Below are 24,236 nucleotides of genomic sequence, written 5' to 3'. Positions count from 1 at the left end.
TGGGCTGGTGGTAAATCCCGTGCACCTGAAGACCCTCCTGGAGGTCACCCGGCTGGGTTCGTTCGCCGCGGCGGCCGCGACCCTCGGCTACACGGCCTCCGCCGTCTCGCAGCAGATGTCCGCGCTGGAACGGGAAACAGGCGTAACCCTCTTCAAGCGGTCGGCGCGGGCCGTGGTTCCCACGGAGGCCGCCGTCGTCATGACCAGGCACGCGGCGAAGGTGCTCACGGACATCGAGGCCCTGATGGCTGCCGCCTCAAGGACGCAGGATACGGAAAGCCAGGAGCTGCGGCTGGGGATCTTCCCCAGCCTTGCCACCTATGTGCTCCCCCGGATCCTAAAGAATCCGGCGTGGAAGAAGCTCGGCATCGACCTGCGGGTGTCCGTGGCGGAGCCTGGGCAGACCATCCAGGGGCTGCGGACCGGCGGCGACCTGGACCTGGCCGTGGTGTTCCAGGTGGGCCAGACCGGCTTTGCCTGGCCGAACACCATCAACCGGCAATGGATCGGCGATGACGATTTCCGTGTGGTGCTGCCGGCCGGCTGGGGCTTCCGGGCCGACGCCAAGGTGGCGGCCGACCATCTGTCCGAAATGCCGTGGATCATGCACCACCCCGGCACCAGTGACGCCATGGTGATCGAGCGGCTGTTCGCTGGCTGCAACCTGCATCCGCGGGTGGTGGCGCACAGCGACGATTTCCACGCCAGCCTGGAAATGGCCGCCGCGGGACTGGGCGCCGCCCTGGTGCCGGAGCTCGCGCTGCGGAACAAGCCGGCGGGGGTGGTGGTGCTGGACGTACCGGAAATCCGGCTGGCCCGGAACGTGTTTGCCCTGCTCATAAATGACCGCAAGACGGCGCGCGTGCAGCTTTTCGTCGACCTTCTGGCCGAAACCCTCGCAGGGATGCGCACCGCGGTGAATTAGCGCCGAACGCTGGAATGGTCTGCCCTTCGGGTCTATGTTGAGACTATGAACAAGGTAGCGAGCCAGCACTTTGGGGAGATCGAGCTCAACCACGGCGTGGACCATCTCTTCGCCGCGAAGCACGAGCTGCGCGGCCACCCGCTGGAACTCGACCTGAACATCACAGCCCACGACCACTTCGATGAGGCCGCGCTCCGCAAGGTCGAGTACCGGCTCCGCTTCCTCCCCGAACTCGTTGACGAAGTCCGGGAAATGATTGCCGAAGAGCTGGAGCAGGAGGGCACCAGTCCCCAGGAGTACCTTCATTTCCACTGCAATGCCCTCAAGGAAGAACACCTGCACAAGGTTTTCGGCGTCCAGGACCGCAGCCAGCTCACCAATGACGTCTTCCTGAAAGCCCTCAAGCTGGGCCACGTGGGGATCTACCCGGGCCAGCCGGAACGCTACTTCGTCCTGGATTTCACCCTGGGCGAGCATTTCACCGACGAGGTCCTGGTGGCATCCGCCGACCAGGACGGCGTGGTGGACGACGAGATTGTCTGGGAGTCCTGAAGGGACTGCTTCAAGCACGACGGCGGGCAACCCATGGAGACGGTTGATGGCGGGCGGAAGACCTGGCGGCTGGCGTCGTCGCTGCTTCTCGCCGGCGTAGTGGTCTCGATCCTGGCGGGCGTGCTGCACGCGGAGTCCCATGACGCGAACGACCATGTTGCTTCCTTCACCGCCTATGCCAACAGCGGGATCTGGACCGGCGTGCACCTGGGCCAGTTCGTAGGCATGGCCTTGGTGGGGGCGGGGCTGGTGTCCATGGCCAGCGCCTGCGGGGTGCAGCGGCATGGATTGGCGTGGACCGCACGCTTCGGGGCGCTTTCCGCCGCTGCGGCGGTTGCGCTCTACGGCGCCCTGCAGGCGGTGGACGGGGTGGCCTTGAAACAGGCTGTCGACGCCTGGGCTGCCGCTCCGGAGCCGGACAAGGCCTCCCGTTTTGCCACGGCTGAGGGCATCCGCTGGCTGGAGTGGGGCATGCGCAGCTACCAAAGCATCCTGCTGGGTGCCGCGATGGTCATGCTGGGAATCGCCGTAGCCGCAACACACCGGGTCTCCCGGATTGCCGGCTACCTGCTGGCGGTATCCGGCCTCGCCTACCTGGTGCAGGGATGGATCATCGGGGAATCGGGATTTTCGGCGGCGAACTCCGTGCCGACGCTGGTGGCGATCGTGGCAGTGGTGGTCTCTGCCGTGTGGCTGGCAGCCGCCGCATGGCGGATGAAGCGGCAGCCGGCAACGGCCGGCCACGTAATGTGACCGGCCGTTCACCCGCTTCTTAAGGTTTGGACAGGCTCAACCACCCAGGGTTGAGCATGCCGGCAATCGGTTCTACTTCGCCCCCGCATCCGACGACGCCCCGGCAGGCTTTGCGCCGCTGTCCCGCCTCGAGGACGTCCTGCCCGTCTACGTTCAGCTGCTTGAGAAGCTCGCCGAAGCCGGTGCCGGCTGGGTCCAGCTCGGCGATCCCGCCCTGGTGGTCGACCGGCTGCCGTTGCGGCTGTGCCGCGGAAGGGCGAGCTTGTCCAGGACGTCCAGGGCGCTTTGGTGTTCGTTGAACGTGTAGATGTGGATGCCGGGGGCGCCGGCGTCAAGGGCGGCGTTGGCGAGGTCGACGGTGGCGTCGACGCCGATGTGCAGCCGCTCGAGGTCCGTGTCGGCGGCGGCCAGGCGTTCCATAAGTTCCGCCGCCGGCTCCACACCGGTCAGTTCGCCCAGCCGGCGCAGGCGCCGGAGGCTGGTCAGCGGCATGACGCCGGGGATGATCGGAATGGTTACGCCGGCACGCCGGGCGCGGGCCAGGAGGTCCGCGTACTGCTCGGTCTTGAAGAACACCTGGGTGATGGCGAAGTCCGCGCCGGAGCGCTGCTTGGCCAGCAGGACCTCAACGTCGTGCTCTTCGCTGGGTGACTCCGGGTGCCTGGTGGGGTAGGCGGCAACGCCCACGGCGATCTTTCCGGCACAGAGCAAGGCTGAACGGCGCTGCTCGACACGGCGGATGAGTTCGATCAGGTCCTGGGCGTACCGGAGTGATCCGGCGGCCGGGGCGCTGGCGTCCTTGGGAAGATCGCCCCGAAGGGCCAGGATGCCCCGAACCCCGGTGTCCAGCAGTTCTCCCACAATGGCGGCGAGTTCCTGGGGAGTGTTGCCCACGCAGGTCAGGTGGGCCAGCGGCCGCAGGGTGGTTTCCCGCAGGAGCCGGTTGATGAGGTCGACGGCGGTGTTCCGGTTGGATCCGCTGGCACCGTACGTCACGGAGACATAGTCCGGCCCGGTGGTCTCGAGCTCCCGGATGGTGGTCCACAGGGTTTCGGCCGCCGCGGGAGAACGCGGCGGAAACAGCTCGTAGGACAGCGCCACCGGGGCGGTGTCGGAGAGGTTGGGATGTGCGTCGCTAAGGCTTGGTGGTGACATTTGCGTCCTTGGCTTTGGGCCATTGGCGTCTCCCGGACGGAAAATCAGGGAAGCCGGCAATGATTTGAGTTTGGGGAACACGGAGGGGCTCCACCAGGGACGCAGCCGTGACTGTTGCGCCTTGAATGAAGTAGTCCGTGAGCAAATGTCAGGCCCACATGGGGGCACCCACACCCTCCGTGACGGAGGATCGCTGACACGTTACCGCGGTAACTTGTGTACGACTCTATGGGGCGTTGCGGGGCCGGGACAAGTTGGAACCGAATTAAGACACAGTTTTACTGGATCTTTTCCGGACCGGCAGAATTTTCTTCGCCCACGCCTACCAAGGGCGGTCCGGCGCCGCTCCCCCGCCGCCGTCCAGGTATTCCCCGCGTTCCCGGCTGCCGTTCCTTTCCCGCTCCGCCCCGCGCGCGCTGTCCTGCAGTTGCTGCAGCCGGTTTTGCTGTGCATCTTCGGTCCCGTCCGGGGCGGACTCCGCCGGCCGCGTAGGCTGGTCCGCAGGTTGTCCGGCCGCCCCGAGCTTGCCTTCCAGCCGGTCCCTGGCATCCGCCAGCAGGCCGCTGGCTTCCGGTGCCACGGAGCCGCAGGCGTCAGGCGCCTGGCCCGCTGCCGCCAGAGCTTCCGTGTAAAGAGGGACGGCCGACGCCGGGTCCCCGGCCTGCAGCTGCCGGTCACCGAGGCGTTCAATCGCCAGCACCAGGTTCACGCGGATGAGGCAGGAGTCGGGCGAGCCATCCGGGGCCAAGCCCAATGCCTTTTCAAACCGGATCCGGGCAGTGCTGTAGTCCCCTTCCAGCACTGCGGCGTCACCGGAAGCGAACGGGCCTTTGTGCGGTTCGACGATGTTGGCGATGCCAAGTCCGCCCGCAGCTGCATCCACGGCACGGGCGTCACCGGCGGCGAAACCTGACGCCGCCTGGCCGCCGAGGATGGCCAGGCTGAGGAGTTTGGCGGCGACGCACAACGCCAGGAGCACAGGCAGTGCCGACCATGCCAGCAGACGGCGCCTCCGGTCGATGGCGGTCACCGCGCCGCCTCCTGTCGGCGGGTTGGCCGGAGGCCGTGCAGCTGCCGAAGGATGCCTGCGGCCTCCGGCAGGGCGGCCAGGAAGGCGCCGGCGGCAAGGAGCCAGTAGAGTTCCGCGGCGGCAGCCACGGATTCGGGCCCGTCAGTCCGGTCCACCGCACCGGGATGGGCCATCTGCAGCAGGTCCGCCACGGAACCGACTGCGTCCCGGTGCACATACGGCACGCCAAGCTGGTCCGCAATGCGGCGCAGCCGTTCCTCGTCGATGACGGACACCGCGTCGCCGGTGCTGCCGGCACGGTTGTCCTGGACGTACCCTCCGCTGCGCCCGCCTGCGGGACCTCCATCGGCGGTCCCGTCGTCGGACCCACCCCCTGTGTCTTCCGTCGAATGGGTGTCGTCCATCAAACGGGTGTCGTTCGTCAATCCGGTGTTTTTCTTCATCCGGCCCCCCGCGGCCGTTCCGTAACCCAGCACCGCTCCCCCTGCCACCAGCCCGCCGTCGAGCGTCATGGCTTCCGGTTCCTTGCCGCTGGTCTGTTCGCCGTCACCCAGGTAGTACACCAGCTGCGGCCGGGAGGGGTGGCTGTCCCGGGCCGCGGCCAACCGCTCAGCGAGCGCGTGCCTGGCTGCCGTGATGCTGCTGCCCCTGGCGTAGGCCGTCACCTGGGGTTCCAGGACGTCGGTGATGGTTTGCAGGGCCAGGGTGTCGGTGCTGAGCGGCATCCGCACGTGCGCTGTGGTGTCGAAGGTGATCACGGAGAAGCGGGCACCGGGCAGTTGTTCCGCGATGGCCATGATGTCCTTCCTGGCACCCTCCAGGCGCGGCCTGCTGTTGCCGTAGTCCTCGGCCACCATGCTGGTGGTGGTGTCCACCACGAAGAACACGTTCAGGTCGGCGGTTGCGGCCGGCACGGTTCCGCCGGGCAGGCCGGGCCGCAACAGCGCCGCCAGGAGCAGCAGGAGCACAGCTCCACGCCGCAGCCACGACCGCCGGTGTGCCCGGAAGCCCTGCAGCCGCCAAAGGACCAGGCACAGCACCAGCGCGGCCAGCAGCGCAACCGCGAGGGGCAGGCCCGGGATCTCCGAGAAGACGGCGCGCGGCGCACCCTGGATCGCTGCCGTTTCGGTCTGCTCCACGGCGCCCACAATGCCGGCCACTGCCCCGGGATTGTCCAGAGCATAGTAGGCGCCGCCGGTTGATTGCGCGGCGGCACGCAGCCGGGCCCCCGGCTGGTCGCCGCCCGCGCCGTAGTCCAGGTCCGCCGGGTTCAGGGCGTAGACGTGAACGGACCGGTCCCTGGCCAGCTGGGCTGCCTGGTCCAGGGTCATGATCGGTTCACCGGAGAGGAAGTTGTCCGTGGCCAGCACCACGGACCGCGAGCGCTGCGGCCCTTCCCGCGGCGGCTCCCGCGGCGGAGCTGTGCCGGGAGGGAAACTGTTGAGGCAGGACGCCAGGCCGTCCCCGATCAGCGACGAGCCCCGGCCGTTCCACGTGCCGTCCAGGAAGCCGGAGCTTCCGGGTTTTCCGTCGAAGGCGTCTTTGGCGGCGCTGAGCTGCTCCCGGGCATAGGCATAGTCGTCGGTCAACGGAAAGACCTGGATGGCGCTGCTGTCGAAGATGGTGAGGCCGATCCGCTCGCCGTCGAACTTTTCGGCCAGCTTCGCGAACACGTCCACCACCGCGGCATCGGCGCTGCTCATGGATCCTGATGCGTCCAGGCAGAGCATGACGTCGCGGTTGTGCTGCCCGGGGCTGATGGTGGTGACGTCGATGGGACGTGCTGCGGCTGTTGCCGCCGCAACAAGCAGTACCGCGCACGCTGTTCCCGCCATGGCCAGCCGGCGCCGGTATCGGCGCAGGGCCGCCTGGTATTCCGGCAGCGCGGTGAGCCTGTCGGCGTGGGCCACGGGCCGTCGTCGCGCATTGGAGCCTCTGTTGCGCCGGAGGGCGGCCCACACCGCCGCTCCTGCCGCAAGCGCCGCCACCGGCAGCAGCCACCAGAACATCAGTGCCATGCGCGCACCGCCGCTGCGGCTGTGGCGGCGGACGCGGCCACGGAGGGAGGTGGCCCCGGGCCGAACTCTGCGGGGTACAGTGCTTCGACGACCTCGGCCGCGGCTGGCAGCGGGTGCCGGGCCAGGTCCTGGTGGGTCATCCTGGTGGCATCCACTCCGGTGGCGTCCCGGACGAACCCGCGGAGCAGGAGGCTGATCTGCTGGTGCGCGGTCCGTGCATCGAGGGCGCCGCCCGCGGCCGCCCGGTCCACGTCCTGGATGCGCTGCAGGTAGGCCGCCTTAAGCGCCGGCAGGTCGGTCAGGGTGGAGCGCGCGCTGCCTTGGCCTGGCGGCGGGGCGGTGCGGGTGCCGGCAAACACGGCCACGTACCAGGCAGCCACCAAGGCCAGCAGGGCCAGGCCGCACCACAGCCAGAGCGGACTGTAGTGGAGGGGACCGTAGAACCCGGAATTATCCTGCACGGCGGTGCCTCTCCAGGAGCGCGAAAAGGGCGGTAAGGACGTCCCCGCTGCCTTCCACTTCCCCGTCCGTGATCCCGGCAGCGCGGAGCATGGCCCTGCGTCCGGCGTCCCGCTCGGCGGTGGCCTTTGCATAGGCGTCAGCTACCTCGGCGGACAGGGCCGGCTGTGAAGCCAGCCGGGAGGAATCGGCCACACTGTAGGACTCCGCGCCGGTGTTCGGATTCCGGACCGGGTTCCAGCCGTTCCCGGCGCCCCGGGAGGGTGACAGGTCGGCATCCCGCACCGTCAGCCAGAGGACTTCGTGCTGGGCGCGGAGCCTGCGCAGCAGCTTTGCGGTGGCCGGGTCCCCCGCCAGTTCGTCCGCCACGACGAAGAGCAGGTGGCGGCCCGTGATGTTGCGTGCCACGTAGTCGAGCTGGTCCTCGATCCTGCTGGCAGCGCCGTCAAGCGTCGTCTGCGAGTCCACGTGCCGCAGCAGCCGTTCCAGGTGGGCCTCGCCGCCCTTGGCCGGCAACTGGCGGGTGGCCGAGGAGTCCCCGCACACCAGCCCCACCAGGTCGCCGTGGCGATGGGCCAGGTAGCCCAGGACCCCCAGTGCCAGCACGGCAATGTCCTTTTTCACTTCACCGGACCGTGCCTCCGCCGCCATGTTGCGCCCCGTGTCCGTGATGAGCAGGACGGTCTGCCGCCGGACGGCCACATACCGCCTGATCAGTGGTGAGCCGTGGCGCGCCGACGCCTTCCAGTCGATGTCGCGGACTTCATCACCCGGCACGTAGGCGCGCAGGTCGTCAAAGTCCAGGCTGCGTCCCCTGAAGACGGAACCGTATTCGCCGTCGAGCATCCCGCGTGCTTTGCGGTGCGCGAAGATGGCCATTTTCGACTTGACCCGGTGGAGGAGGCTCGCCATGGAGGTTCAGGGGGTCTGGACGGCGGCGACGACGGCGTCAATCACGGACTCCACCGGGACCTGCTCCGCCACGGCGTCGAAATTCAGGATCAGCCGGTGCCGCAGTACCCGGTGTGCCAGGGACCTGACGTCCTCGGGAATGACGTGGTCCCGGCCGTTCAGCAGGGCCACCGCACGGGATGCCTGGCTGAAGGCGATACTGGCACGGGGGCTGGCGCCGAACTCGATGAACCCGGCGAGCCTGGCGTCGATGTACTGGGAGGCGTTCCGCGTGACGTACACCAGCCCCACGATGTAGTTGATGACCGCCGGGTCGATGTAGATGCGCCGGGTCAGCTGCTGGATCTCCGTGACGGCGTCCAGGGACGCGGCGGCCGGCGGCTTTTGCGCAGGCGTGAAAACGCCGGCGTCCATCCTGCGGATGACCTCGGCTTCTTCAGCAGGTGTGGGGTAGTCCAGCACATCTTTGAGCATGAAGCGGTCCATCTGGGCCTCGGGCAACTGGTAGGTGCCTTCCTGCTCGATGGGATTCTGGGTGGCCAGGACCAGGAACGGCGAGGGCAGGGGGTAGTCCTGTCCGCCGATGGAGGTCTGGCGTTCCTGCATGGCCTCCAGCATGGCGCTCTGGGTCTTGGCGCTGGAGCGGTTGATCTCGTCGAGCAGCACGATGTTGGCGTGGACCGGGCCCAGCTGGGTCCGGAAGGTCCCTTTTGCTGCATCGTAGATCTGGGTTCCCACGATGTCGCTGGGCAGCAGGTCGGGGGTGCACTGGATGCGCCGGAACCCCGCGCTGACGGCGTCGGCCAGGGTTTGGGCGGCCGTGGTCTTCGCCAGCCCCGGGACGCTCTCGAGCAGGATATGGCCGCCGGTCAACAGGCCCACCAGAAGGGACTCACGCAGCCGTGCCTGGCCCACCACCTTCGCATCGAAGGTGCGCGAGATGTTGGCGGCCACCTGCTGTGCCCTGGCCAGCTCCGCCGGCTGGATGGTTGCTGGCATGCTGGTCGAAAGCACTGTTCCCCCTGGTGACGGTGTTGGGACTGGGCCGGCCCTGTCCCGCCCGCCATCCTATCCAAGCGGACCACCTGAAACCCGGCAATGGGCACCCCTCCCCATGCGGGGCCGGCAGGTCTATTCTTTTGCCATGATTGAGCTTCCAGCCAGTTACAAGGAATATCTCGCCGACAAGAACGAGCACTTTGTCGATACGGTCAGGCCGGTCCTGATGCAGTCGGCAGCGGAGAAGCTGCACGGTGTCCGTGTGGTCAACAACCCCACCGGCCACCAGGCGCACCTGGACGACACCCTGCCGTTCGGCGTTGTGCTCGAGGATATCGATTAACCCCTGACAGCCCCCGCGAGGGCCATCGCATTGCCGGACCCGCGCGCGACGAGCACGTAAAGCGCCAGGACCGGGATGGAATAGAGGATTGAAAACGCGGCCAGCTGGCCGTATGCGACTGCCCCGTGCTGGCCGAAGAAACTGAAGATGGAGACGGCAGCCGGCTGCCGGTCCTCGGACAGCAGGAGCACGAACGGGACGAAGAAGTTCCCCCACGCCTGGATGAACACAAAGATGAACACGACGCCCAGGCCCGGCCGCATGAGCGGCAGCACGATGGACCGCAGCGCTCCCAGCCGGGAGGCACCGTCCACCCAGGCCGCTTCCTCCACCTCCAGCGGTACGGAGTCCATGAAATTCCTGGTCATCCAGATGGCCATGGGCAGGCTCGTGGCGGCCAGGAACAGAACGGTGGCGGCCGGCGAGTCGAGCAGCCGGAACTGCACGAACAGGCCGTAGACCGGGACCATGATGGCGGTGACGGGCAGGCAGGTGCCGAAGAGGATGCCGTACATGAACGGGGTGTTAAAGCGGGACCGGTAGCGGGACAGCGGATAGGCGGCAAGCACGGCCGCGGCCAGTGTCACCACGCCCGTCCCGGCTGACAGCAGCAGGCTGTTCCAGAGTGGCCGGAACAGCAGCGCAGGGGTGAACACCGCGGCGAAATTATCCAGGGCCGGCCGCTCCGGGATCCGCGTGGCGTGGCCGGCGGCGGGATCCAGGGAACCGAACACCAGCCACAGCAGCGGCAGCAGGAAGCAACCACCGATCAGCAGCAGGACCAGGTCCGCCCAGGCGCTGCCGCGTTCGCGGGCGGTCCCCCGGCGTGCGGCCGGGTGCAGGGGCCGCCGCTCCCGTACGGCCGCGGTCACGGCTTCTGCTCCCTCAGGAGCCGGAGGTAGGCTGCCCCGAACACGGCTCCGATGAGGATCAGGACCGTGGCCACGGCGGTGCCGTAGCCGATGTCGCCGAACTTGAAGGCTTCCTGGTAGGCCAGGACCGGCAGCGTGGTGCTGGCGTTGGCCGGTCCGCCGGCCGTCAGGACCCAGATCAGCGTGAAGACCGCCAGGGTCTGCAGCGTGACCAGCATCAGGTTGGTGGCGATGCTGCCCCGGATCACGGGAAGCGTGATGAAGGCGAACCGCTGCCAGACGCCGGCACCGTCCATGTGGGCGGCTTCGAGTAGTTCGGCCGGCACGCCGTTGAGGGCTGCCCGGTAGACGAGCATGGAGAAGGCGGTTCCCCGCCAGACGTTCGCCAGGACGACGGCGGCCATGGGCACGGCATAAAGCCAGTCAACGTCCGGCGCCCCGAACCGGCCCAGCAGTTGGTTGAGCGTGCCGTCCCGGCTGAAGAAGGCATAGGCAGCGAAGGCGGCCACGATTTCCGGGAGGACCCAGGCGGCCACGACGGCGGTTCCCACGGTGGCCGCTACAACCGGACGTGCGCGGCGCATGAGGACCGCAAGAGCCAGTCCCAGCACGTTCTGGCCCAGAACGGCCGATCCCGCCACGAACAGGACGGTCAGCCCCAGGGAGAGCGGAAAAACGGGGTCCTGGGCCAGCCGCTGGTAGTTCTCCAGGCCCACCCACTCAGGATTCCTGGCGTGCCGGCCGGTGAGCGCGGCATTGGTGAGCGAAGCCTGGAACGCCCACAGCACCGGACCGGCGAGGAAGACGAGCAGCAGCACGACGGCGGGCAGCACCGGCAGGTACCGAAGCACGTGCCGGTGGCGCGGGGTGGCCGGCATGCTACTTCCGGATGGTCTTGTCGCCGCCCACGATGCCCGCCACGGCGGTGTCATAATCGGCCGCTGCCTGCTCCGGGGTCCTGCTGCCGGTGATCACGGCCTCGGTGGCTTCCTGCACGGCGGCTGAGATCCGGGGGTAGTCCGAAGTGGCGGGCCGGTAGTTGGTGACGGCGACCAGTCCGGAGACGTCCTTCACGAACGGGTTGGCCGCCTGGTAGCCAGGGTCGGCGGCGACGTCGGTGCGCACGGCGATCTGCGAGCTGGCAACGGTGAACGCCAGCGAGTTTTTCGCATTGAGCGCGGTGGTGAGGAAATTGAAGGCGAGATCGGGCTGCTTGGTTTCCGCGCCGACGGCGAGGGTCCATCCGCCGGACATGCTGACGGCCCCGGGTGCCGCACCGTTTTGGGTGGGGAACGGAGCCACACCCATTTCGTCCCCGTACGCCGGCCATTCGTAGCTGCCGCCCTTTTGCCAGAACGACGGCGCGTAGGAACCTTCAACGGTTGCCCCGAGCTGGGCTTTGGGGAACCATTCGCCAAACACCTTCTTCCAGATGTTCGGGTCCAGGGCCTGGGCCGGTGCCACCGCCAGGTTTTCCCGGTACAGGGTCTGAAGGAAGGTCAGGGAGTCCTTGAAACCGGCAGAACCGACCACCCACTTCCTGGATTCCTTGTCGTAGAGGCCCGCCCCAGTGCCGTACAGGAGTTCGTAGAACCCCTGCATGACGGTCCCCTCGCCGGTGCCCTTGCCGGCGTAGAGGTTGAACGGGATCACGTCCGGATTTGAGGCCTTGATCTTACGGGCGGTATCCAGGATGTCCTGCCAGCTGGCCGGTCGCCACGGCAGGGTGATACCGGCGGCCTGGAAGACTTTCTTGTTGTACCAGATGGCCCTCGTGTCGGTGCCAAGCGGCACCGCGTACGTGCCGCCGTCGTCAGCCTTGCCTGCCTCCTTGGCGCGGGCGTCGAACTTGGCCCACTCGCCCCAGCCGGCCAGGCGGCTGTCAAGGTTCAGGAGGTAGCCGGCATCGACGTCGGAGCGGACCTTGAAGGTGTCCTCGTAGAAGACATCGGGAGCGGTGGACGGCGAACGCAGCGCGAGGGCAAGTTTGGTGCCGTAGTCGTCGTCATTGGCCTGGATGGGCTGCAGCTCAACGGTCACGCCCTGGTTGGCGGCCTCAAACTCCTTTTTCGCGTCCTGGAACATGGTGTCCAGGGCAGTGAAGGAGTCGGTTTTCTGGTACGCCACCTTGATGGTCCTGGTGCCACCGGCGGGATCGGCGGGGGTGCAGGCCGCGAGGGCCAGGACCGCCGCCGCCATCAGGGATACTGCCTTCGATACCCGGCGAAGCATCACGGTCAGCTTTCCAGCAGCAGACGCTGGGCGCGGGGCGCGAGGGTGTGTTCGAGGACCAGCGAGGCAGCGCCGATGGCCCCGACGTCGTCCCCGACCCCCGTGCCCACCACCTCGATCGGATGGATCAGCCGGACGTCGCTGTTGGCGTCCAACAGCGGCGGGATCCGTTGCAGGTAGCGCTCCGCCAGGCCGCTCCAGAACGGACCGCCAAAGACCACGCGTTCGACGTCCAAAGTGTTGGTAACCACCGAGACCGCACGGGCCACCAGGACGGCTGAGCGGTCAAGGATGGCGGCGGCACGTTCGTCACCGCCGTCTGCGAGCGCGCAGAGCCGGGAAAAGCTTTGTTGGACTTCAGCGGCGCTGTTGCCCGCCCCGGAACCGTCCAGGATGCCGGCGGCTTCCGCCTCCGCCACGAGCACCTGCGGGATGCAGGAGGATTTCACGCAGCCGCGCAGGCCGCAGTCGCAGGGGGGCCCGTCCGGATCCACGATGATGTGGCCGATTTCGCCGGCGTTGCCGGAGGTGCCGCGGACCACCTCGTCGTTCAGGACAATGCCGCAGCCGATGCCGGTCCCCATATACATGAACACGAAGCTGCCGGCACCGCTGGGACCGCCTGCCCAGGTTTCCGCCACGGCGGCGCTGGTGACGTCCTTGTCAACGAGTACCGAGTAGCCGGTGGCCCCGGCAAGCGCCTCGCGCAGTTCCACCCTGTCCCAGCCCGGCAGCAGCGGCGGATCCACCACCGTGCCGTTGTCCAGGTCGATGGGACCAGGGGCAGCAACACCCAGCCCGGCGATCCGGTTGCGGTCCACGCCCGAGTCGGCCACCAGCTGGGCGATTTCGGCGGCGATGGTGGTGATGACGGCGGACGGATCGTTGCCGCCGGGGGTCTTGATCCGCGAATGCCGGACCACCGCGCCCACCAGGTCGAGCACCACGAAGGTGGTCACGGCCGGGTCCAGGTGCACGCCCAGGGCGTACATGCCGGCGGGATTAAGGCGGAGGATGGTGCGGGGCTTGCCGGGGCCGGTGCCTTCCTTGCCGGCTTCCACGATCAGGTTTTGGTCCAGCAGGCGGCGGGAGATATTCGAGATCGTCTGCGGGGACAGGCCAACGATCTGGGCGAGCTCCACCCGGCTCAGCCCACCGGCTGTCCTGCGGATTGCGTCAAGGATGACCGTGAGGTTGAAGTCCCCCATCCTGGGCAAGTTGGTTCCGCGTCTCGGCGAGGATTGGCGGATCTCAGACACTGTGTCCCCTAAACGTCTTCGGCTACCTGCTGATGCTTGAATCGTACGTTAAGGGTGCGTCCGCGCCCATATGTGCGCACAGCGGCGCGGCGCAGCCGCCGGAACGCCATTGGGATGGCCTGTTGGGCGGGACCTGGCGGCGGAAGGCGGGGTCAGCGGGGCCTGCGAGTGCTGCGCGTGACGGTGAACTTGGGGTTCCGGCCTTCCACCACGGTGGGGCCAACGTGCCGCTCCAGGGCGGGCAGGTAGTCGAGGTGGCGGTTGAAGACGGTCCACAGTTCCCCGCCGGGAGCAAGGACACGCCCGGCAGCCTCGATCATCTTCAGGCCGGCGCCGGCGTGGACCCCGGTCCCGATGTGGAAGGGCGGGTTAAGCAGCACGGCGTCCACGGTGCCGTCGGCGAAGGTGCTGAGGGCGTCGTCCTGCAGGACAGAGATCCGGTCCGCCAACCCGTTGGCGCGTGCAGTGGCAAGCGCCGACTGCACGGCGGCCGCGGACTGGTCGGTGGCTGTTACGGCCGAGCCCGGGAAGTGGCGGGCGTACATCGCCGCGAGGATTCCGGTGCCGCAGCCCAGGTCGACGGCGTGGCGGGCCGGCTTCATCGCGGGCAGGAACGTGAGCAGGTAGCGCGTGCCGATGTCCAGTTTAGGGCCGGCGAAGACGGCGCCGTGGGCGGCCACGTCCAGGTCCAGCCCGTCCAGGTGCTCGATGGCCGGGAAGCGCGGGGAAGAGGCAGGAACCTTCGGGCCGCTGGCCAGGAGCACCCGCGACTTCTGCCGCGCGAGCTGCGGCTGCACGGAGACAAAGAATCGTTCAAGGACTGCGTTCATGCCCAGGGACATATGCTTCACCCGGCCGCCGGCCAGCAACCGGACGCCGGGGGCGGCGTACCGGACCACGGCGTCGGCAATCTCCTCGAGCTCGGCGAGTGTTTTGGGGAGCTGGAGCAGGACGGTGTCTGCCTCCGCCAGCAGTTCCGGTCCCAGCGGCAGCTGGGTAAATTCAGCAGGGGCGCCGGAGCCGTCCTCCGCCGCCGCTTCACGGTGAATCCGGAGTGCTTCGGCGTTGAGCCGCAGTGCCCTTTCGCCCGTGACCAGGTCCTGGTGGACGCGCAGCGGGGCCGGTGCCAGTACCGCCGCGGCGCCAAGCGTCAACGCACCGTAGCGGTCCCCGACCACCACGGTGTTGCCCCCGGCACGGCCGAGCTGCAGGGCGGTGTCCAGCAGCAGGCGGTCCGTGGCGTCCCAGGCCTGCAGGTTGGGGGCCTCGATATCGGGGCGCCTGCGCAGGACCTGGAAAATGTCTGCCAGGGTGTTTGCTGCCACCGGTGTCCTGCCGCCTTCTCTCGCTCCTGCCGGCCCCGGGGCCCGGGGCATCACCCCCACGTTACCGGTTCCGCCGGGTGTGGCATGCCCGGCAGTGTAAGGATCGCGGCAACCGCTGCGCGTCCCGCGCGGTTGGCCCCGATGGTGGACGACGACGGGCCGTAACCCACGAGGTGTACGCGCGGCTCGGCTGCCACCCGGGTTCCCTCCATGGCAATGCCGCCGCCGGGTCCCCGGAGGTGAAGTGGCGCGAGATGTTCCAGTTCCGCCCTGAAGCCGGTGGCCCAGAGGATGGCGTCGGCCGCCAGGAAGCTGCCGTCCGCGCGGCGGACGCCATGGGGTTCGATGGCAGTGAACATCGGCTGCCGGTCCAAGGCTCCCCGGTCTTTGGCCGCCCGCAGGGCAGGGGTCCAGATCAGTCCTGTCGCGGAAACGACGCTTTGCGGCGGAAGCCCCTTGCGGACGCGCTCCTCCACCAGCGCCACGGCATCGTGTCCGGCCTTGGCATCGAATGGGGCATCGCGCCACACAGGTTCCCGGCGGGTGAACCAGCTGGTGCTGGTGACGCGGGAGATTTCGTCCAGCAGGCCGACCGCCGAGATGCCGCCGCCCACCACGATCACGTGCTGGCCGCGGAACTCCTCTGCGGAAACATAGTCGGCCACGTGCAGCTGGCGGCCCCGGAACGAGGACTGGCCAGGATAGATCGGCCAGAAGGGACGGCTCCAGGTACCGGTGGCATTGATGACCGCCCTGGCGCTCCAGTCGCCGGCGGAGGTTTCAATCCGCAGCAGCCCGGTGGGGCTATCGTCTTCCCGCCGGACAGCCTTGACCTTCACGGGGCGGTGCACGGCCAGGCCCAGTTCCTTCTCATAGGTCCCGAAGTATCGGGACAGGAACTCGGAGCTGGGTTCCGCCGGATCCACCTGCGGCTTGGCAATGCCCGGCAGGTCGCTGATTCCGTTGACCGTGGCCATGCGCAGGCTCTTCCAGCGGTGCCGCCAGGCACCGCCGGGACCGTCCTCGGCGTCGAGCACGGCATAGTTCAGTCCCCGGCGCTGAAGGTGGTAAGCGGCCGACAGGCCTGCCTGCCCCGCGCCGATGACCAGCACGTCGGTTGGGTCAGGAATCACGTGCCCATGATAGCCGCGGAGGATGGGGCGGCCTTAGGGTGGGCGCATGGACACTGGAGGAACCGCACGCACCGGAACTGCAGGCACGGGGCACGCTGCCCGGTTGGAGAAGGCGTTGGCTGCGGTACTGGGAACCGAACAGATACCCCTGCGGCTGCGGGCCTGGGATGGCTCGGAAGCGGGGCCTCCGGACGCGCCGGTGATGGAGTTCAGATCCAGGAGGGCCCTGCGGCGCATGCTGTGGTCGCCGGGCCAGCTGGGACTCAGCCGCGCCTATGTGGCAGGCGAGATCGATGCTCCGGGCGACATCTTCGCAGCCTTCTCGGCCCTGAGTTCGGCCGGCAAGTTCGCCGAGCCCGGTCCGTTCCGGCCGCTGTCCGCCGGTGAGCTGTGGCTGCTGCTGCGGACCGCGGCCCGGCTCGGTGCCATCGGACCCAACCCCGCTCCCCCGCCCGAGGAGGCCCGGGTGGCCGGGAAGGGCAGGATGCACTCTCAGCGGCGGGACGCAGCCGCCATCTCTCACCATTACGACGTGGGCAATGACTTCTATGCGCTGGTGCTGGGGCCTTCCATGGTCTATTCCTGCGCTGTGTGGCCGGAAGCCGCAGGAGCGGGCGCCGGCCCCGGCCGCAGCGTGGAGGACGGCGGAGATCCGGCGGTGGACGACGGCCTGGACGCGGCCCAGGAGGAAAAACTGGACCTGGTCTGCCGCAAGCTGGGGCTTCAGCCCGGGATGCGCGTGCTGGACGTGGGCTGCGGCTGGGGAAGCTTCGCGCTGCACGCCGCGGGCCGGTACGGCGTCACCGTGGTGGGCGTGACGCTGTCCAGGGAGCAGGCAGCCCTCGCCCGGAAGCGTGCTGCGGACGCCGGCCTCACGGACAGGGTGGAGATCCGGGTCCAGGACTACCGGGATGTGCAGGATGGCCCGTTCGATGCCATCAGCTCGATCGGGATGTCGGAGCACGTGGGGCGGGCGCAGACCCCTGCCTATGCTGCCGCGCTCTTCGGGCTGCTCCGGCCCGGCGGCCGGCTGCTCAACCATGCCATCTCCTGGAATGCAGGCCCGACGGACCCGGACCCCGATTCGTTCATCCCGCGCTATGTGTTTCCTGACGGTGAAATGATCAGCCTCGGCGAAATGGTGTCCGCCCTTGAGACCGTCCGGTTTGAGATCCTCGATGTCCAGGCCCTGCGCCGCCACTACGCCCTGACGCTGCGGGCGTGGGTCAGCCGGTTGGAGCGGAACTGGGATGAGGCCGTCCGGCTGGCCGGTCCCGGGCGGGCACGGGTCTGGCGGCTCTACATGGCTGCCAGTGCCATCGGCTTCGAAAACGGCCTTACCGGGGTCAACCAGGTCCTGGCGCGCCGGCCGGGTGGGCAGGAACCGCCGCTGCGCCGCACTGCCTGGCTGTGACGGCTCCCTGGCCGTAACGGCAGCGCCCTCCCGCCGGGACGCAACCCGGCAGGAGGGCGGCCTGGTGAACCACGGGTCAGGCGACCGGTGAAGGACCGCCGGGCTGGGTGAAGTGCTGGATCTTCTCGATCTGCACCACCTTGGGATCCGTTTCGTCTGCCTCGTAGTCCGTGGGCCGGGTGAGGTCCTCGCCTCCCCTGACCTTCAGTGCCCTCAGCACCACCGTCAGGACGGCGGCCACCACCAGGTTCAGCGCGAACGCGGACACCGCGATGTAGACACTGAAGTCGGTCCCGGGGATGGGCGCCACGGAACCGCCGAAGTGGGCCTTCGTCACCGGGTTGACCACGTTGTAGGCCGAGACAGTGCCGAAAATGATGCCCACCACCCAGCCGACCAGCAGGGCCCAGCGGTCGAACCACCGGGTGTACAGTCCTGCCACCACGGCCGGGAAGGTCTGCAGGATCCAGATGCCGCCCAGCAGCTGCATGTTGATGGCAGCGGACTGGTCCATCGCGATCACGAAGACCAGGGCGCCCACCTTCACCACCAGGGAGACGATCTTGGACACCTTTGCCTCCGTCCTGGCGTCGACGTCGGGACGGATGAAGTCGCGGTAGATGTTGCGGGTGAACATGTTCGCGGCCGCGATGGACATGATGGCTGCAGGTACAAGGGCGCCGATGGCAATGGCCGCCAGGGCGATCCCGGCGAACCAGGACGGGAAGTGGTCAAGGAACAGCTGCGGCACCACCAGCTGCGGGTTGACCGACCCGTCCAGGTCGATGGGCTTGGTGCCCGCCTTGATGGCCACGAAGCCCAGCAGGGCCAGGAAGCCGAGCATCAGCGAGTACAACGGAAGGATCGCCGCATTGCGGCGGATGGTGTTCCGGGCCTTGGAGGCCAGCACTGCCGTCACCGAGTGCGGGTACATGAACAGCGCCATGGCCGATCCCAGCGCCAGCGTCCAGTACGCGGAATAGTTCGCTGCGCCGGGGATGAAGACCCCTGCCGGCTTGCCCGTGGCCTGGTTCACCGAACCCAGCTTTGACTGGGCGGCACCGAAGATGGTGTCCCAGCCGCCAAACTTGATGGGCAGGTAGATGACGGCAACGATGACGGCAAGGTAGATCAGCAAATCCTTGACGACGGCGATCATTGCCGGCGCGCGCAGCCCCGAGGTGTAGGTGTAGGCCGCGAGGACCACGAAGGCCAGGATCAGCGGCAGGTCCGTCAGCAGCACGTTGCCGGAACTTCCCAGGCCCAGGACGGTGAGCACGGCCTTGATTCCCACCAGCTGCAGGGCGATGTAGGGCATGGTGGCCACGATGCCCGTGACGGCGACGGCCAGGGAAAGCCAGCGGCTTCCATAGCGGCCGCCCACGAAGTCGGCCGAGGTGACGTACCCGTGGCGGTGGGACACCGACCACAGGCGGCTCATGATGATGAAGATGATCGGGTACAGGACGATGGTGTACGGCACCGCGAAGAAGCCGCTGACCGCCCCCGTGGCCCACATCGCTGCGGGTACGGCCACGAACGTGTATGCCGTGTAAAGGTCGCCGCCCAGCAGGAACCACGTGATCCAGGTACCGAACCCGCGGCCGCCCAAGCCCCACTCATCCAGGCTGTGCAGCCCCTCCACTTCTGTGCTGCGCCGCCACTTTGCAGCCAGGAAGCCCATGACGGCAACCACCACGAAGAGCAGGACGACAATGATCAGGGCAACCCAGTTGATCTCGCGCCCGTTCATGGCCTGTCCCCTCCCACCCCGGCATCGGCGGAGGCGGCGCCACCCCTGGGTGGGCCGCCGGGAGATGCCTCGGCCCGCCGTCGCCGGTCTTCCTTCGTGACCAGCCAATAGGCCGAGCCCGTGAGGATGGCCGAAACCGGCACCCAGAGCAGCTGGTACCAATAGAAGAACGGCATCCCGCCCAGCCGCGGCGCGTCAAAGGAGTAGAGCTGGGGCATCAGCGGGAAGATGATGGCGGCAGCCAGCAGGATGCCTGCACCAATGTAGGGCCCGGGCCGGGCCGGGCCGCGGATCGCGGTATCGCGCGTCAGGCGCGCGTCGCCGGGAAAAGCATCACCGTTCGGGCCGTGGCCGGAACCATGTGCATGGGACATCTGTGACCTCCTCGTCAGCCTGTCCCGCGGCCGCCGCCTTGGATGAAAGCAGTCCGGAGGCGGGACGATGTGCCCTCAATCACAGTTGTACCGCGCTTTGACCTGCGCCGGAAGGGCTTCGGTCCACTATCGGTTGCCAGTGGCAACAAAAAAGGAACCATCACCGTGGTGATGGTTCCTTTTTCCTTGTACTGGTGGAGCTGAGGGGACTCGAACCCCTGACCCCCTGCATGCCATGCAGGTGCGCTACCAGCTGCGCCACAGCCCCGTACTCTTGTCTTTTCCGGTCGAATTCCCCGGAGCAACCTGACCAGAGTAATGCACTTTTCCGCTGGACGCCAATCGGGAGGTTTCTGCCCCGGAAACTGCCGGGGAAACTAAAAAGTCCGCCGGAACCACTGTGGTTCCGGCGGACTCTCCGGTGGAGCTGAGGGGACTCGAACCCCTGACCCCCTGCATGCCATGCAGGTGCGCTACCAGCTGCGCCACAGCCCCGGATTGTTGCTGCTCTTTCCGAGCTTCCTTCGGGGTCTCCCCCGAAGCAACTCAAATATCTTAGAACAGCAATTCCGAAAATTCCAAATCGGGAATATTCACGTTCCCGGAGGGACTATTCGCCCTCGGAAACAGCGCCGGCTTTGGCCGATGCGTCGTCGCCGAGTTCCAGGTCCACCACGGGGCAGTCCTTCCAGAGACGCTCCAGCGCGTAGAACACGCGGTCTTCCTCGTGCTGGACGTGGATGACCACGTCGGCATAGTCCAGCAGCACCCACCGGCCGCCGGAACGGCCTTCGCGGCGGACCGGACGCAGGTCCTGCTTGGCGAGTTCCTCCTCGATGCCATCCACGATGGCGTTGACCTGGCGTTCGCTGGGGGCTGACGCAATGAGGAAGACGTCGGCGAGGGCGAGGCGCTCACTGACGTCCATGGCGACGATGTCCTGGGCAATCTTGTCCGCGGCGGCCTTGGCGGCTGTGCGGGCTATGGCGATGGATGTTTCTGTTGCAGTCACGGGACTCCTTGGTTTGGTGAAGAGATGGTGGTGCCGGCCGGCAGGTGTCAGCGCGACATGCCGCTGACGATCAGGATGATGCCGGCAACGAGGGCCAGGATCCCGAACGCGAGGATGCAGAACTGGAGGATGCGGTTGCGCCTGGCCCGGGTGAGGCCGGCAGTGGCGGCATCCAGCGGATCAAGGCCGTAGGCAGACCGGGCAGGAACGCGCGGCAGGTCCTCGAACAGGTCCTCCGACGGGTTCTCCGGCTGGTTGCCGGGACGTGCCATCGGCATGGGCCTGCTGGCGGCCTTTGCTGCGGCCTCCGCACGTGCGATGACCTTGGAGCGGCCGGCGGCGGAGTCGGCAGCGGGTGCCTTGGGACGGGCGGCAGGCTTGCGCTTGCCGCCGCCGGGAGTGACCTTGGTACCGGGCCGGGTGGTGACGGGAACGTGCGATGTTGCCGGCGGCTTCATGACCGGACGGTCGACGCCGGGTACCTGGACGAACTCCAGGGGCGTCACCATGGCCAGGTTGTTGGCTGTGGAGGGGCCCGCTTTGTCCCTGGCTGCGGAGTCACGCGAAGCGGAGTCCTTTGCAGCCGTTTCCCGTGCCGGTGCGGCGGGGCTGTTTGCCTGCTCGGCCAGCTTTTGCCGGGCCATCGCCCGCCGGTTCATGACAGCGGCACGCTCGGCGAGGGCAATCTGCTCCGCCAGGATTTCCGGGTCCACCGCCTCCGGATCCGTGGAGGCGATGTGCTCCATCTTGGCGATTTGGTTCCTGGCCTGCGCGGCGATGAGCGCCCGCGCTTCCAGCGCCTGCTCCACGGTCATGCCCGCGGGGGCGCTTCCGGGAGCCGGCTCCGGGACTTCAGGACCGGATGTGGCAGCAGGACCGGTGGCGCGGGTGTCCTTGGCGTTGCCGGATGTCGTGGGAGAAGCCGGAGCGGCGGGTGGGACAACCGGGTTGGCGGCGGTAAGCGCCTGTTCCTTAAGCTGCTGCAGCCGGAGCTGGCGCCGGGTGGGCGGGCCGCCGGCGGCGAGCTGGCCTTCCTTTTCCTCAAGTTCCTTGATGGCGCGAAGGGCGGCACGGTCCCTGGCCCGGATCTGGGAGGAGCGCTGGGTAGGCGTGGGGTCGGAATGAACCTGCGGCTGCGCCGGGGAAGCTTCACGGGGAGCGGAGGCAGGCGCCTGGTCCTGCGGTGCCGGCATGGGCTGCCCTCCGGCCACCCGGTCACCAACAGGCGGACGTTGCTCCGTGGCGGCCTGGGATGCCTGTTGGGCGTCCCTGGCTTTCCGGAGTTCCCGGCGGCTGCGGATGGGGGGCTGTTCCTGACTCATTGTGAACTCATTCAGTACTGGCTGGTTCGCGTGCTTCGGACGTTGGGTTATCCGCGGGTGCGGCAGCGTCGGCGTACAGGCCATACTTGGCGATGTATTGGACTACCCCGTCCGGGACCAGGTACCAGACCGGGTGGTTGGCAGCCACGCGGGCACGGCAGTCGGTGGACGAGATGGCCATGGCGGGAACTTCGAGGAGGCTCACGTCGTCGCGGCCCATGCCGTCAAGGACGTGCCCCGGCCGGGTGACCCCCACGAAGTGGGCCAGCGACCACAGTTCGTCAATGTCCTTCCAGGACAGGATCTGTGCCAGCGCGTCGGCGCCGGTGATGAAGAAGAGGTCGGCATCGGGACGCTGGGCCCGGAGGTCGCGCAGGGTGTCGATGGTGTAGGTGGGACCGGGACGGTCCACGTCGACGCGGCTGACGGTGAAGCGCGGATTGGAGGCCGTGGCAATAACGGTCATCAGGTAGCGGTGTTCGGGCTCGCTGACCTGTTTATGGGACTTTTGCCATGGCTGCCCGGTGGGGACGAAAACTACCTCGTCAAGGTCGAACTCCGCCGCGACTTCGCTGGCCGCGACCAGGTGGCCGTGGTGGATGGGATCGAATGTCCCGCCCATCACGCCCAGCCGCAGCCTCCCCCGGGCACCATTGCGGTGCAGTGTGTGGGAAATGTTAGTGGCCCTGCCCGCGATCGTGCTTGTTGGGGTGCTGGCGGTGCGGATCCGCGTGCTCCTCCGTGGCGGTGTGCCGGTTGCCCAGGTTGGTGTAGGACAAGGTGATGAACATCAGCACCACGAAGATGGCGAACATGGACACGCCGAAGACCCAGGGCGCGGCCCACAGTGGAGCAAGCTCCTCGTGGCCTTCTTCACCTGCGGCGGCGACGGACATGGCGATCTGCTGGAGCAGCATTTTCTCCCCTATTCAAGGATTTACGGGCAGCGGAACCTTCCACTGCTTTCCGGGTTCTGGTCTATGTTACCGCGTCGCTACGCGCGGACCTGGCCTTCGCCCTGGACGATCCATTTCGTGGTGGTGAGCTCGGTCAGGCCCATGGGGCCGCGGGCATGCAGCTTCTGCGTCGAGATGCCAACTTCGGCACCCAGGCCCAGCTCCCCGCCGTCGGTAAACCGCGTGGAAGCGTTGACGATGACCGCTGCGGAATCCACCTCGGCAATGAACCGCTCCGCATTGGCGAGGCTGTTCGTGAGGATGGCTTCCGTGTGTCCGGTGGACCAGGTGCGGATGTGCTGCACGGCCTCGTCCAGGCTGTCCACCATGGCAACGGCCAGGTCCAGGTCCATGTACTCGGTGGCCCAGTCGGTGTCCGTTGCCGGCTGGGCGTCTATTCCGGCGGGCAGCGCGGCACTGATGCGGGCGTCAACATGGAGGCGGACACCGGCGTCGCGCAGTGCGGTGGCGACGGCGGGCAGCACCGTCGAGCCCGAGTGGACCAGCAGCGTCTCGACGGTGTTGCAGACGCCGGGCCGCTGGGTCTTGGCGTTGAGCAGGATCTCGACGGCCATGTCCTCATCGGCGGATTCGTCGAGGAAGATGTGCACGTTCCCCTCCCCCGTCTCGATCACGGGGACGGCGGAGTTGGTGACGACGGTCTGGATCAGGTCACGGCCGCCGCGCGGAATCAGCACATCCACCCGGCCGCGGGCCTTCATCAGGACATTGGCGCCGGCACGGCCATACTGGTCGACCGTCTGCACCGCGTCGGCGGGAAGGCCGACGGACTCGAGGGCCTCGCGAAGGATCCGAACCAGGACCTGGTTGGTGGCTTCGGCAGCGCTGCCGCCGCGGAGGATGACTGCGTTGCCGCTCTTGAGCGCCAGTCCGGCAATGTCCACCGTGACGTTGGGCCGGGCCTCGTAGATGGCTGCCACCACACCCATGGGGACGTTCACCTGGCGCAGGCGCAACCCGTTGGGAAGCGTCTGGCCGCGCACCACGTTGCCGACGGGGTCGGGCAGGTTCGCCAGGTTTTCCAGGGCTCCCACCAATGCGGCAACCCGTGCGTCGGTGAGGGTGAGGCGGTCCAGGAGTGCCGCGGAGGTGCCGTTGTCCTTGCCGCGCTGCAGGTCCATGGCGTTGGCAGCAAGGATGGCGGGCACGTTTTCCTGCAGCGCCGCGCCCACAGCCCGGAGGGCGCGGTCTTTCCAGGCGCGGTTGGCCGTGGCCATGCGGCGGGCGGCGTGCCGGGCCCGGTCGGCGATGGCATGGACTGCGGCTTCCACCTCTGCGGCGGACAGTTCCGAACCCGAAACAGGAGCACCAGCCGACGCCGGTTCTGCTGATCCGCCCGGCTGCGCCTGGGCAGCAGTGGTTCCGGAATGTTCGGCAGAGTGGATCAGGGCTTCAGTCATGGTCCAAGTTTAGGCGA

General features: G+C 67.8%; 24 protein-coding genes, 2 tRNA genes and 1 pseudogene. 6 read left to right on the top strand and 21 right to left on the bottom strand.

Going from position 1 to position 24,236, the window contains the following annotated elements; translation table 11 throughout:
- The first annotated feature begins 7 nt into the window (after positions 1–7).
- The 4 genes and pseudogenes from RM50_RS06505 to RM50_RS21220 all read left to right on the top strand — a co-directional run.
- A complete protein-coding gene (locus tag RM50_RS06505; RefSeq protein WP_043451149.1) occupies positions 8–925 on the top strand; it encodes a LysR family transcriptional regulator in 918 nt (305 codons plus the stop codon).
- A gap of 45 nt (positions 926–970) precedes the next feature.
- A complete protein-coding gene (locus RM50_RS06500) occupies positions 971–1,477 on the top strand; it encodes a DUF2004 domain-containing protein (RefSeq protein WP_043451050.1) in 507 nt (168 codons plus the stop codon).
- A gap of 33 nt (positions 1,478–1,510) precedes the next feature.
- Positions 1,511–2,230: a hypothetical protein gene (locus RM50_RS06495; RefSeq protein WP_043451049.1), complete on the top strand. Its 720-nt coding sequence runs from the start codon at positions 1,511–1,513 to the stop codon at positions 2,228–2,230.
- Between the two features lie 118 nt (positions 2,231–2,348).
- Positions 2,349–2,399, top strand: a pseudogene (locus RM50_RS21220) (hypothetical protein); the annotation flags it as partial.
- On the opposite strand, the gene RM50_RS06490 reads toward RM50_RS21220, so the two are convergent.
- From RM50_RS06490 to RM50_RS06465, 6 genes are all read right to left on the bottom strand, one after another.
- Positions 2,384–3,385 (bottom strand): methylenetetrahydrofolate reductase, encoded by a 1,002-nt coding sequence (locus tag RM50_RS06490; protein ID WP_043451047.1) that lies wholly within the window; start codon positions 3,383–3,385, stop codon positions 2,384–2,386. The pseudogene RM50_RS21220 and the gene RM50_RS06490 overlap by 16 nt on opposite strands.
- Before the next feature lie 322 nt (positions 3,386–3,707).
- Positions 3,708–4,415 carry a hypothetical protein gene (locus tag RM50_RS06485; RefSeq protein ID WP_043451046.1) on the bottom strand — a complete coding sequence of 236 codons (708 nt, stop codon included), beginning with the start codon at positions 4,413–4,415 and terminating at the stop codon, positions 3,708–3,710.
- Positions 4,412–6,433: a VWA domain-containing protein gene (locus RM50_RS06480; protein WP_167562158.1), complete on the bottom strand. Its 2,022-nt coding sequence runs from the start codon at positions 6,431–6,433 to the stop codon at positions 4,412–4,414. Before RM50_RS06480 ends, RM50_RS06485 begins: the two co-directional genes overlap by 4 nt.
- Positions 6,424–6,894, bottom strand: coding sequence for a hypothetical protein (locus RM50_RS06475; RefSeq protein ID WP_043451044.1), 471 nt, complete (start codon positions 6,892–6,894; stop codon positions 6,424–6,426). Before RM50_RS06475 ends, RM50_RS06480 begins: the two co-directional genes overlap by 10 nt.
- Positions 6,884–7,804 (bottom strand): DUF58 domain-containing protein, encoded by a 921-nt coding sequence (locus RM50_RS06470; protein WP_043451043.1) that lies wholly within the window; start codon positions 7,802–7,804, stop codon positions 6,884–6,886. The genes RM50_RS06475 and RM50_RS06470 overlap by 11 nt, the downstream gene beginning before the upstream one ends.
- A gap of 6 nt (positions 7,805–7,810) precedes the next feature.
- On the bottom strand, positions 7,811–8,803 hold the full coding sequence (locus tag RM50_RS06465; RefSeq protein WP_240471899.1) for an AAA family ATPase: 993 nt from the start codon (positions 8,801–8,803) through the stop codon (positions 7,811–7,813).
- 115 nt (positions 8,804–8,918) lie between these two features.
- Here RM50_RS06465 and RM50_RS06460 point away from each other — a divergent pair, with 115 nt between their 5' ends.
- On the top strand, positions 8,919–9,146 hold the full coding sequence (locus tag RM50_RS06460) for a hypothetical protein (RefSeq protein WP_043451041.1): 228 nt from the start codon (positions 8,919–8,921) through the stop codon (positions 9,144–9,146).
- Here the strand turns inward: RM50_RS06460 and RM50_RS06455 are convergent.
- The 6 genes from RM50_RS06455 to RM50_RS06430 all read right to left on the bottom strand — a co-directional run bounded on the left by RM50_RS06455 (position 9,143) and on the right by RM50_RS06430 (position 15,967).
- Positions 9,143–10,018, bottom strand: a complete 876-nt coding sequence (locus tag RM50_RS06455; RefSeq protein WP_082007002.1) for a carbohydrate ABC transporter permease — start codon at positions 10,016–10,018, stop codon at positions 9,143–9,145. The two genes, RM50_RS06460 and RM50_RS06455, sit on opposite strands and share 4 nt — an antisense overlap.
- Positions 10,015–10,896, bottom strand: coding sequence for a carbohydrate ABC transporter permease (locus RM50_RS06450; protein WP_043451040.1), 882 nt, complete (start codon positions 10,894–10,896; stop codon positions 10,015–10,017). Before RM50_RS06450 ends, RM50_RS06455 begins: the two co-directional genes overlap by 4 nt.
- Before the next feature lies 1 nt (position 10,897).
- Positions 10,898–12,250: an extracellular solute-binding protein gene (locus RM50_RS06445; RefSeq protein WP_052260015.1), complete on the bottom strand. Its 1,353-nt coding sequence runs from the start codon at positions 12,248–12,250 to the stop codon at positions 10,898–10,900.
- 5 nt (positions 12,251–12,255) lie between these two features.
- Positions 12,256–13,458 carry an ROK family transcriptional regulator gene (locus tag RM50_RS06440; RefSeq protein ID WP_043451038.1) on the bottom strand — a complete coding sequence of 401 codons (1,203 nt, stop codon included), beginning with the start codon at positions 13,456–13,458 and terminating at the stop codon, positions 12,256–12,258.
- Positions 13,459–13,661: 203 nt separating this feature from the next.
- Positions 13,662–14,834: a class I SAM-dependent methyltransferase gene (locus RM50_RS06435; protein WP_043451037.1), complete on the bottom strand. Its 1,173-nt coding sequence runs from the start codon at positions 14,832–14,834 to the stop codon at positions 13,662–13,664.
- A 50-nt stretch (positions 14,835–14,884) separates the two neighbouring features.
- Positions 14,885–15,967, bottom strand: a complete 1,083-nt coding sequence (locus RM50_RS06430; RefSeq protein WP_043451035.1) for an FAD-dependent oxidoreductase — start codon at positions 15,965–15,967, stop codon at positions 14,885–14,887.
- A 46-nt stretch (positions 15,968–16,013) separates the two neighbouring features.
- Between RM50_RS06430 and RM50_RS06425 the strand changes: the two genes are divergently transcribed.
- Positions 16,014–17,381 carry a class I SAM-dependent methyltransferase gene (locus tag RM50_RS06425; RefSeq protein WP_043451033.1) on the top strand — a complete coding sequence of 456 codons (1,368 nt, stop codon included), beginning with the start codon at positions 16,014–16,016 and terminating at the stop codon, positions 17,379–17,381.
- 76 nt (positions 17,382–17,457) lie between these two features.
- Here RM50_RS06425 and mctP read toward each other — a convergent pair whose 3' ends face one another.
- From mctP to RM50_RS06380, 9 genes are all read right to left on the bottom strand, one after another.
- On the bottom strand, positions 17,458–19,134 hold the full coding sequence (gene mctP, locus RM50_RS06420; protein ID WP_043451030.1) for a monocarboxylate uptake permease MctP: 1,677 nt from the start codon (positions 19,132–19,134) through the stop codon (positions 17,458–17,460).
- Entirely contained in the window at positions 19,131–19,508 is a 378-nt protein-coding gene (locus RM50_RS06415) for a DUF3311 domain-containing protein (protein ID WP_043451028.1), read from the bottom strand. Before RM50_RS06415 ends, mctP begins: the two co-directional genes overlap by 4 nt.
- 192 nt (positions 19,509–19,700) lie before the next feature.
- A tRNA-Ala gene (locus RM50_RS06410) sits at positions 19,701–19,776 on the bottom strand.
- A 154-nt stretch (positions 19,777–19,930) separates the two neighbouring features.
- Positions 19,931–20,003 (bottom strand) — tRNA-Ala (locus RM50_RS06405).
- Positions 20,004–20,118: 115 nt separating this feature from the next.
- Positions 20,119–20,520 carry a ribosome silencing factor gene (rsfS, locus tag RM50_RS06400; RefSeq protein ID WP_043451027.1) on the bottom strand — a complete coding sequence of 134 codons (402 nt, stop codon included), beginning with the start codon at positions 20,518–20,520 and terminating at the stop codon, positions 20,119–20,121.
- A gap of 47 nt (positions 20,521–20,567) precedes the next feature.
- Positions 20,568–21,842, bottom strand: coding sequence for a hypothetical protein (locus RM50_RS06395; RefSeq protein ID WP_043451025.1), 1,275 nt, complete (start codon positions 21,840–21,842; stop codon positions 20,568–20,570).
- A 7-nt stretch (positions 21,843–21,849) separates the two neighbouring features.
- On the bottom strand, positions 21,850–22,518 hold the full coding sequence (gene nadD / locus RM50_RS06390) for a nicotinate-nucleotide adenylyltransferase (RefSeq protein WP_156133846.1): 669 nt from the start codon (positions 22,516–22,518) through the stop codon (positions 21,850–21,852).
- A gap of 1 nt (position 22,519) precedes the next feature.
- Positions 22,520–22,759, bottom strand: a complete 240-nt coding sequence (locus RM50_RS06385; protein WP_043451021.1) for a hypothetical protein — start codon at positions 22,757–22,759, stop codon at positions 22,520–22,522.
- A 77-nt stretch (positions 22,760–22,836) separates the two neighbouring features.
- A complete protein-coding gene (locus RM50_RS06380) occupies positions 22,837–24,219 on the bottom strand; it encodes a glutamate-5-semialdehyde dehydrogenase (RefSeq protein ID WP_043451020.1) in 1,383 nt (460 codons plus the stop codon).
- Positions 24,220–24,236: the final 17 nt, after the last annotated feature.

The organism is Pseudarthrobacter phenanthrenivorans (assembly GCF_000813845.1).
GTDB classification, from domain to species: Bacteria; Actinomycetota; Actinomycetes; order Actinomycetales; family Micrococcaceae; genus Arthrobacter; species Arthrobacter phenanthrenivorans_B.
Note: the sequence above shows the minus strand (reverse complement) of the source record. Positions and strands in the feature narration are given on the sequence as shown.

Bases quoted from the DNA above. Each gene is read 5' to 3' on its own strand.
- RM50_RS06480 (WP_167562158.1), bottom strand. From the start codon at position 6,433: ATGGCACTGATGTTCTGGTGGCTGCTGCCGGTGGCGGCGCTTGCGGCA.
- RM50_RS06445 (WP_052260015.1), bottom strand. From the start codon at position 12,250: ATGCTTCGCCGGGTATCGAAGGCAGTATCCCTGATGGCGGCGGCGGTC.
- RM50_RS06380 (WP_043451020.1), bottom strand. From the start codon at position 24,219: ATGACTGAAGCCCTGATCCACTCTGCCGAACATTCCGGAACCACTGCT.
- RM50_RS06470 (WP_043451043.1), bottom strand. From the start codon at position 7,804: ATGGCGAGCCTCCTCCACCGGGTCAAGTCGAAAATGGCCATCTTCGCG.
- RM50_RS06490 (WP_043451047.1), bottom strand. From the start codon at position 3,385: ATGTCACCACCAAGCCTTAGCGACGCACATCCCAACCTCTCCGACACC.
- RM50_RS06395 (WP_043451025.1), bottom strand. From the start codon at position 21,842: ATGAGTCAGGAACAGCCCCCCATCCGCAGCCGCCGGGAACTCCGGAAA.
- RM50_RS06465 (WP_240471899.1), bottom strand. From the start codon at position 8,803: ATGCCAGCAACCATCCAGCCGGCGGAGCTGGCCAGGGCACAGCAGGTG.
- RM50_RS06460 (WP_043451041.1), top strand. From the start codon at position 8,919: ATGCGGGGCCGGCAGGTCTATTCTTTTGCCATGATTGAGCTTCCAGCC.
- RM50_RS06450 (WP_043451040.1), bottom strand. From the start codon at position 10,896: ATGCCGGCCACCCCGCGCCACCGGCACGTGCTTCGGTACCTGCCGGTG.
- RM50_RS06425 (WP_043451033.1), top strand. From the start codon at position 16,014: ATGGACACTGGAGGAACCGCACGCACCGGAACTGCAGGCACGGGGCAC.
- RM50_RS06495 (WP_043451049.1), top strand. From the start codon at position 1,511: ATGGAGACGGTTGATGGCGGGCGGAAGACCTGGCGGCTGGCGTCGTCG.
- mctP (WP_043451030.1), bottom strand. From the start codon at position 19,134: ATGAACGGGCGCGAGATCAACTGGGTTGCCCTGATCATTGTCGTCCTG.
- RM50_RS06385 (WP_043451021.1), bottom strand. From the start codon at position 22,759: ATGCTGCTCCAGCAGATCGCCATGTCCGTCGCCGCCGCAGGTGAAGAA.
- RM50_RS06415 (WP_043451028.1), bottom strand. From the start codon at position 19,508: ATGTCCCATGCACATGGTTCCGGCCACGGCCCGAACGGTGATGCTTTT.
- RM50_RS06440 (WP_043451038.1), bottom strand. From the start codon at position 13,458: ATGGGGGACTTCAACCTCACGGTCATCCTTGACGCAATCCGCAGGACA.
- RM50_RS06500 (WP_043451050.1), top strand. From the start codon at position 971: ATGAACAAGGTAGCGAGCCAGCACTTTGGGGAGATCGAGCTCAACCAC.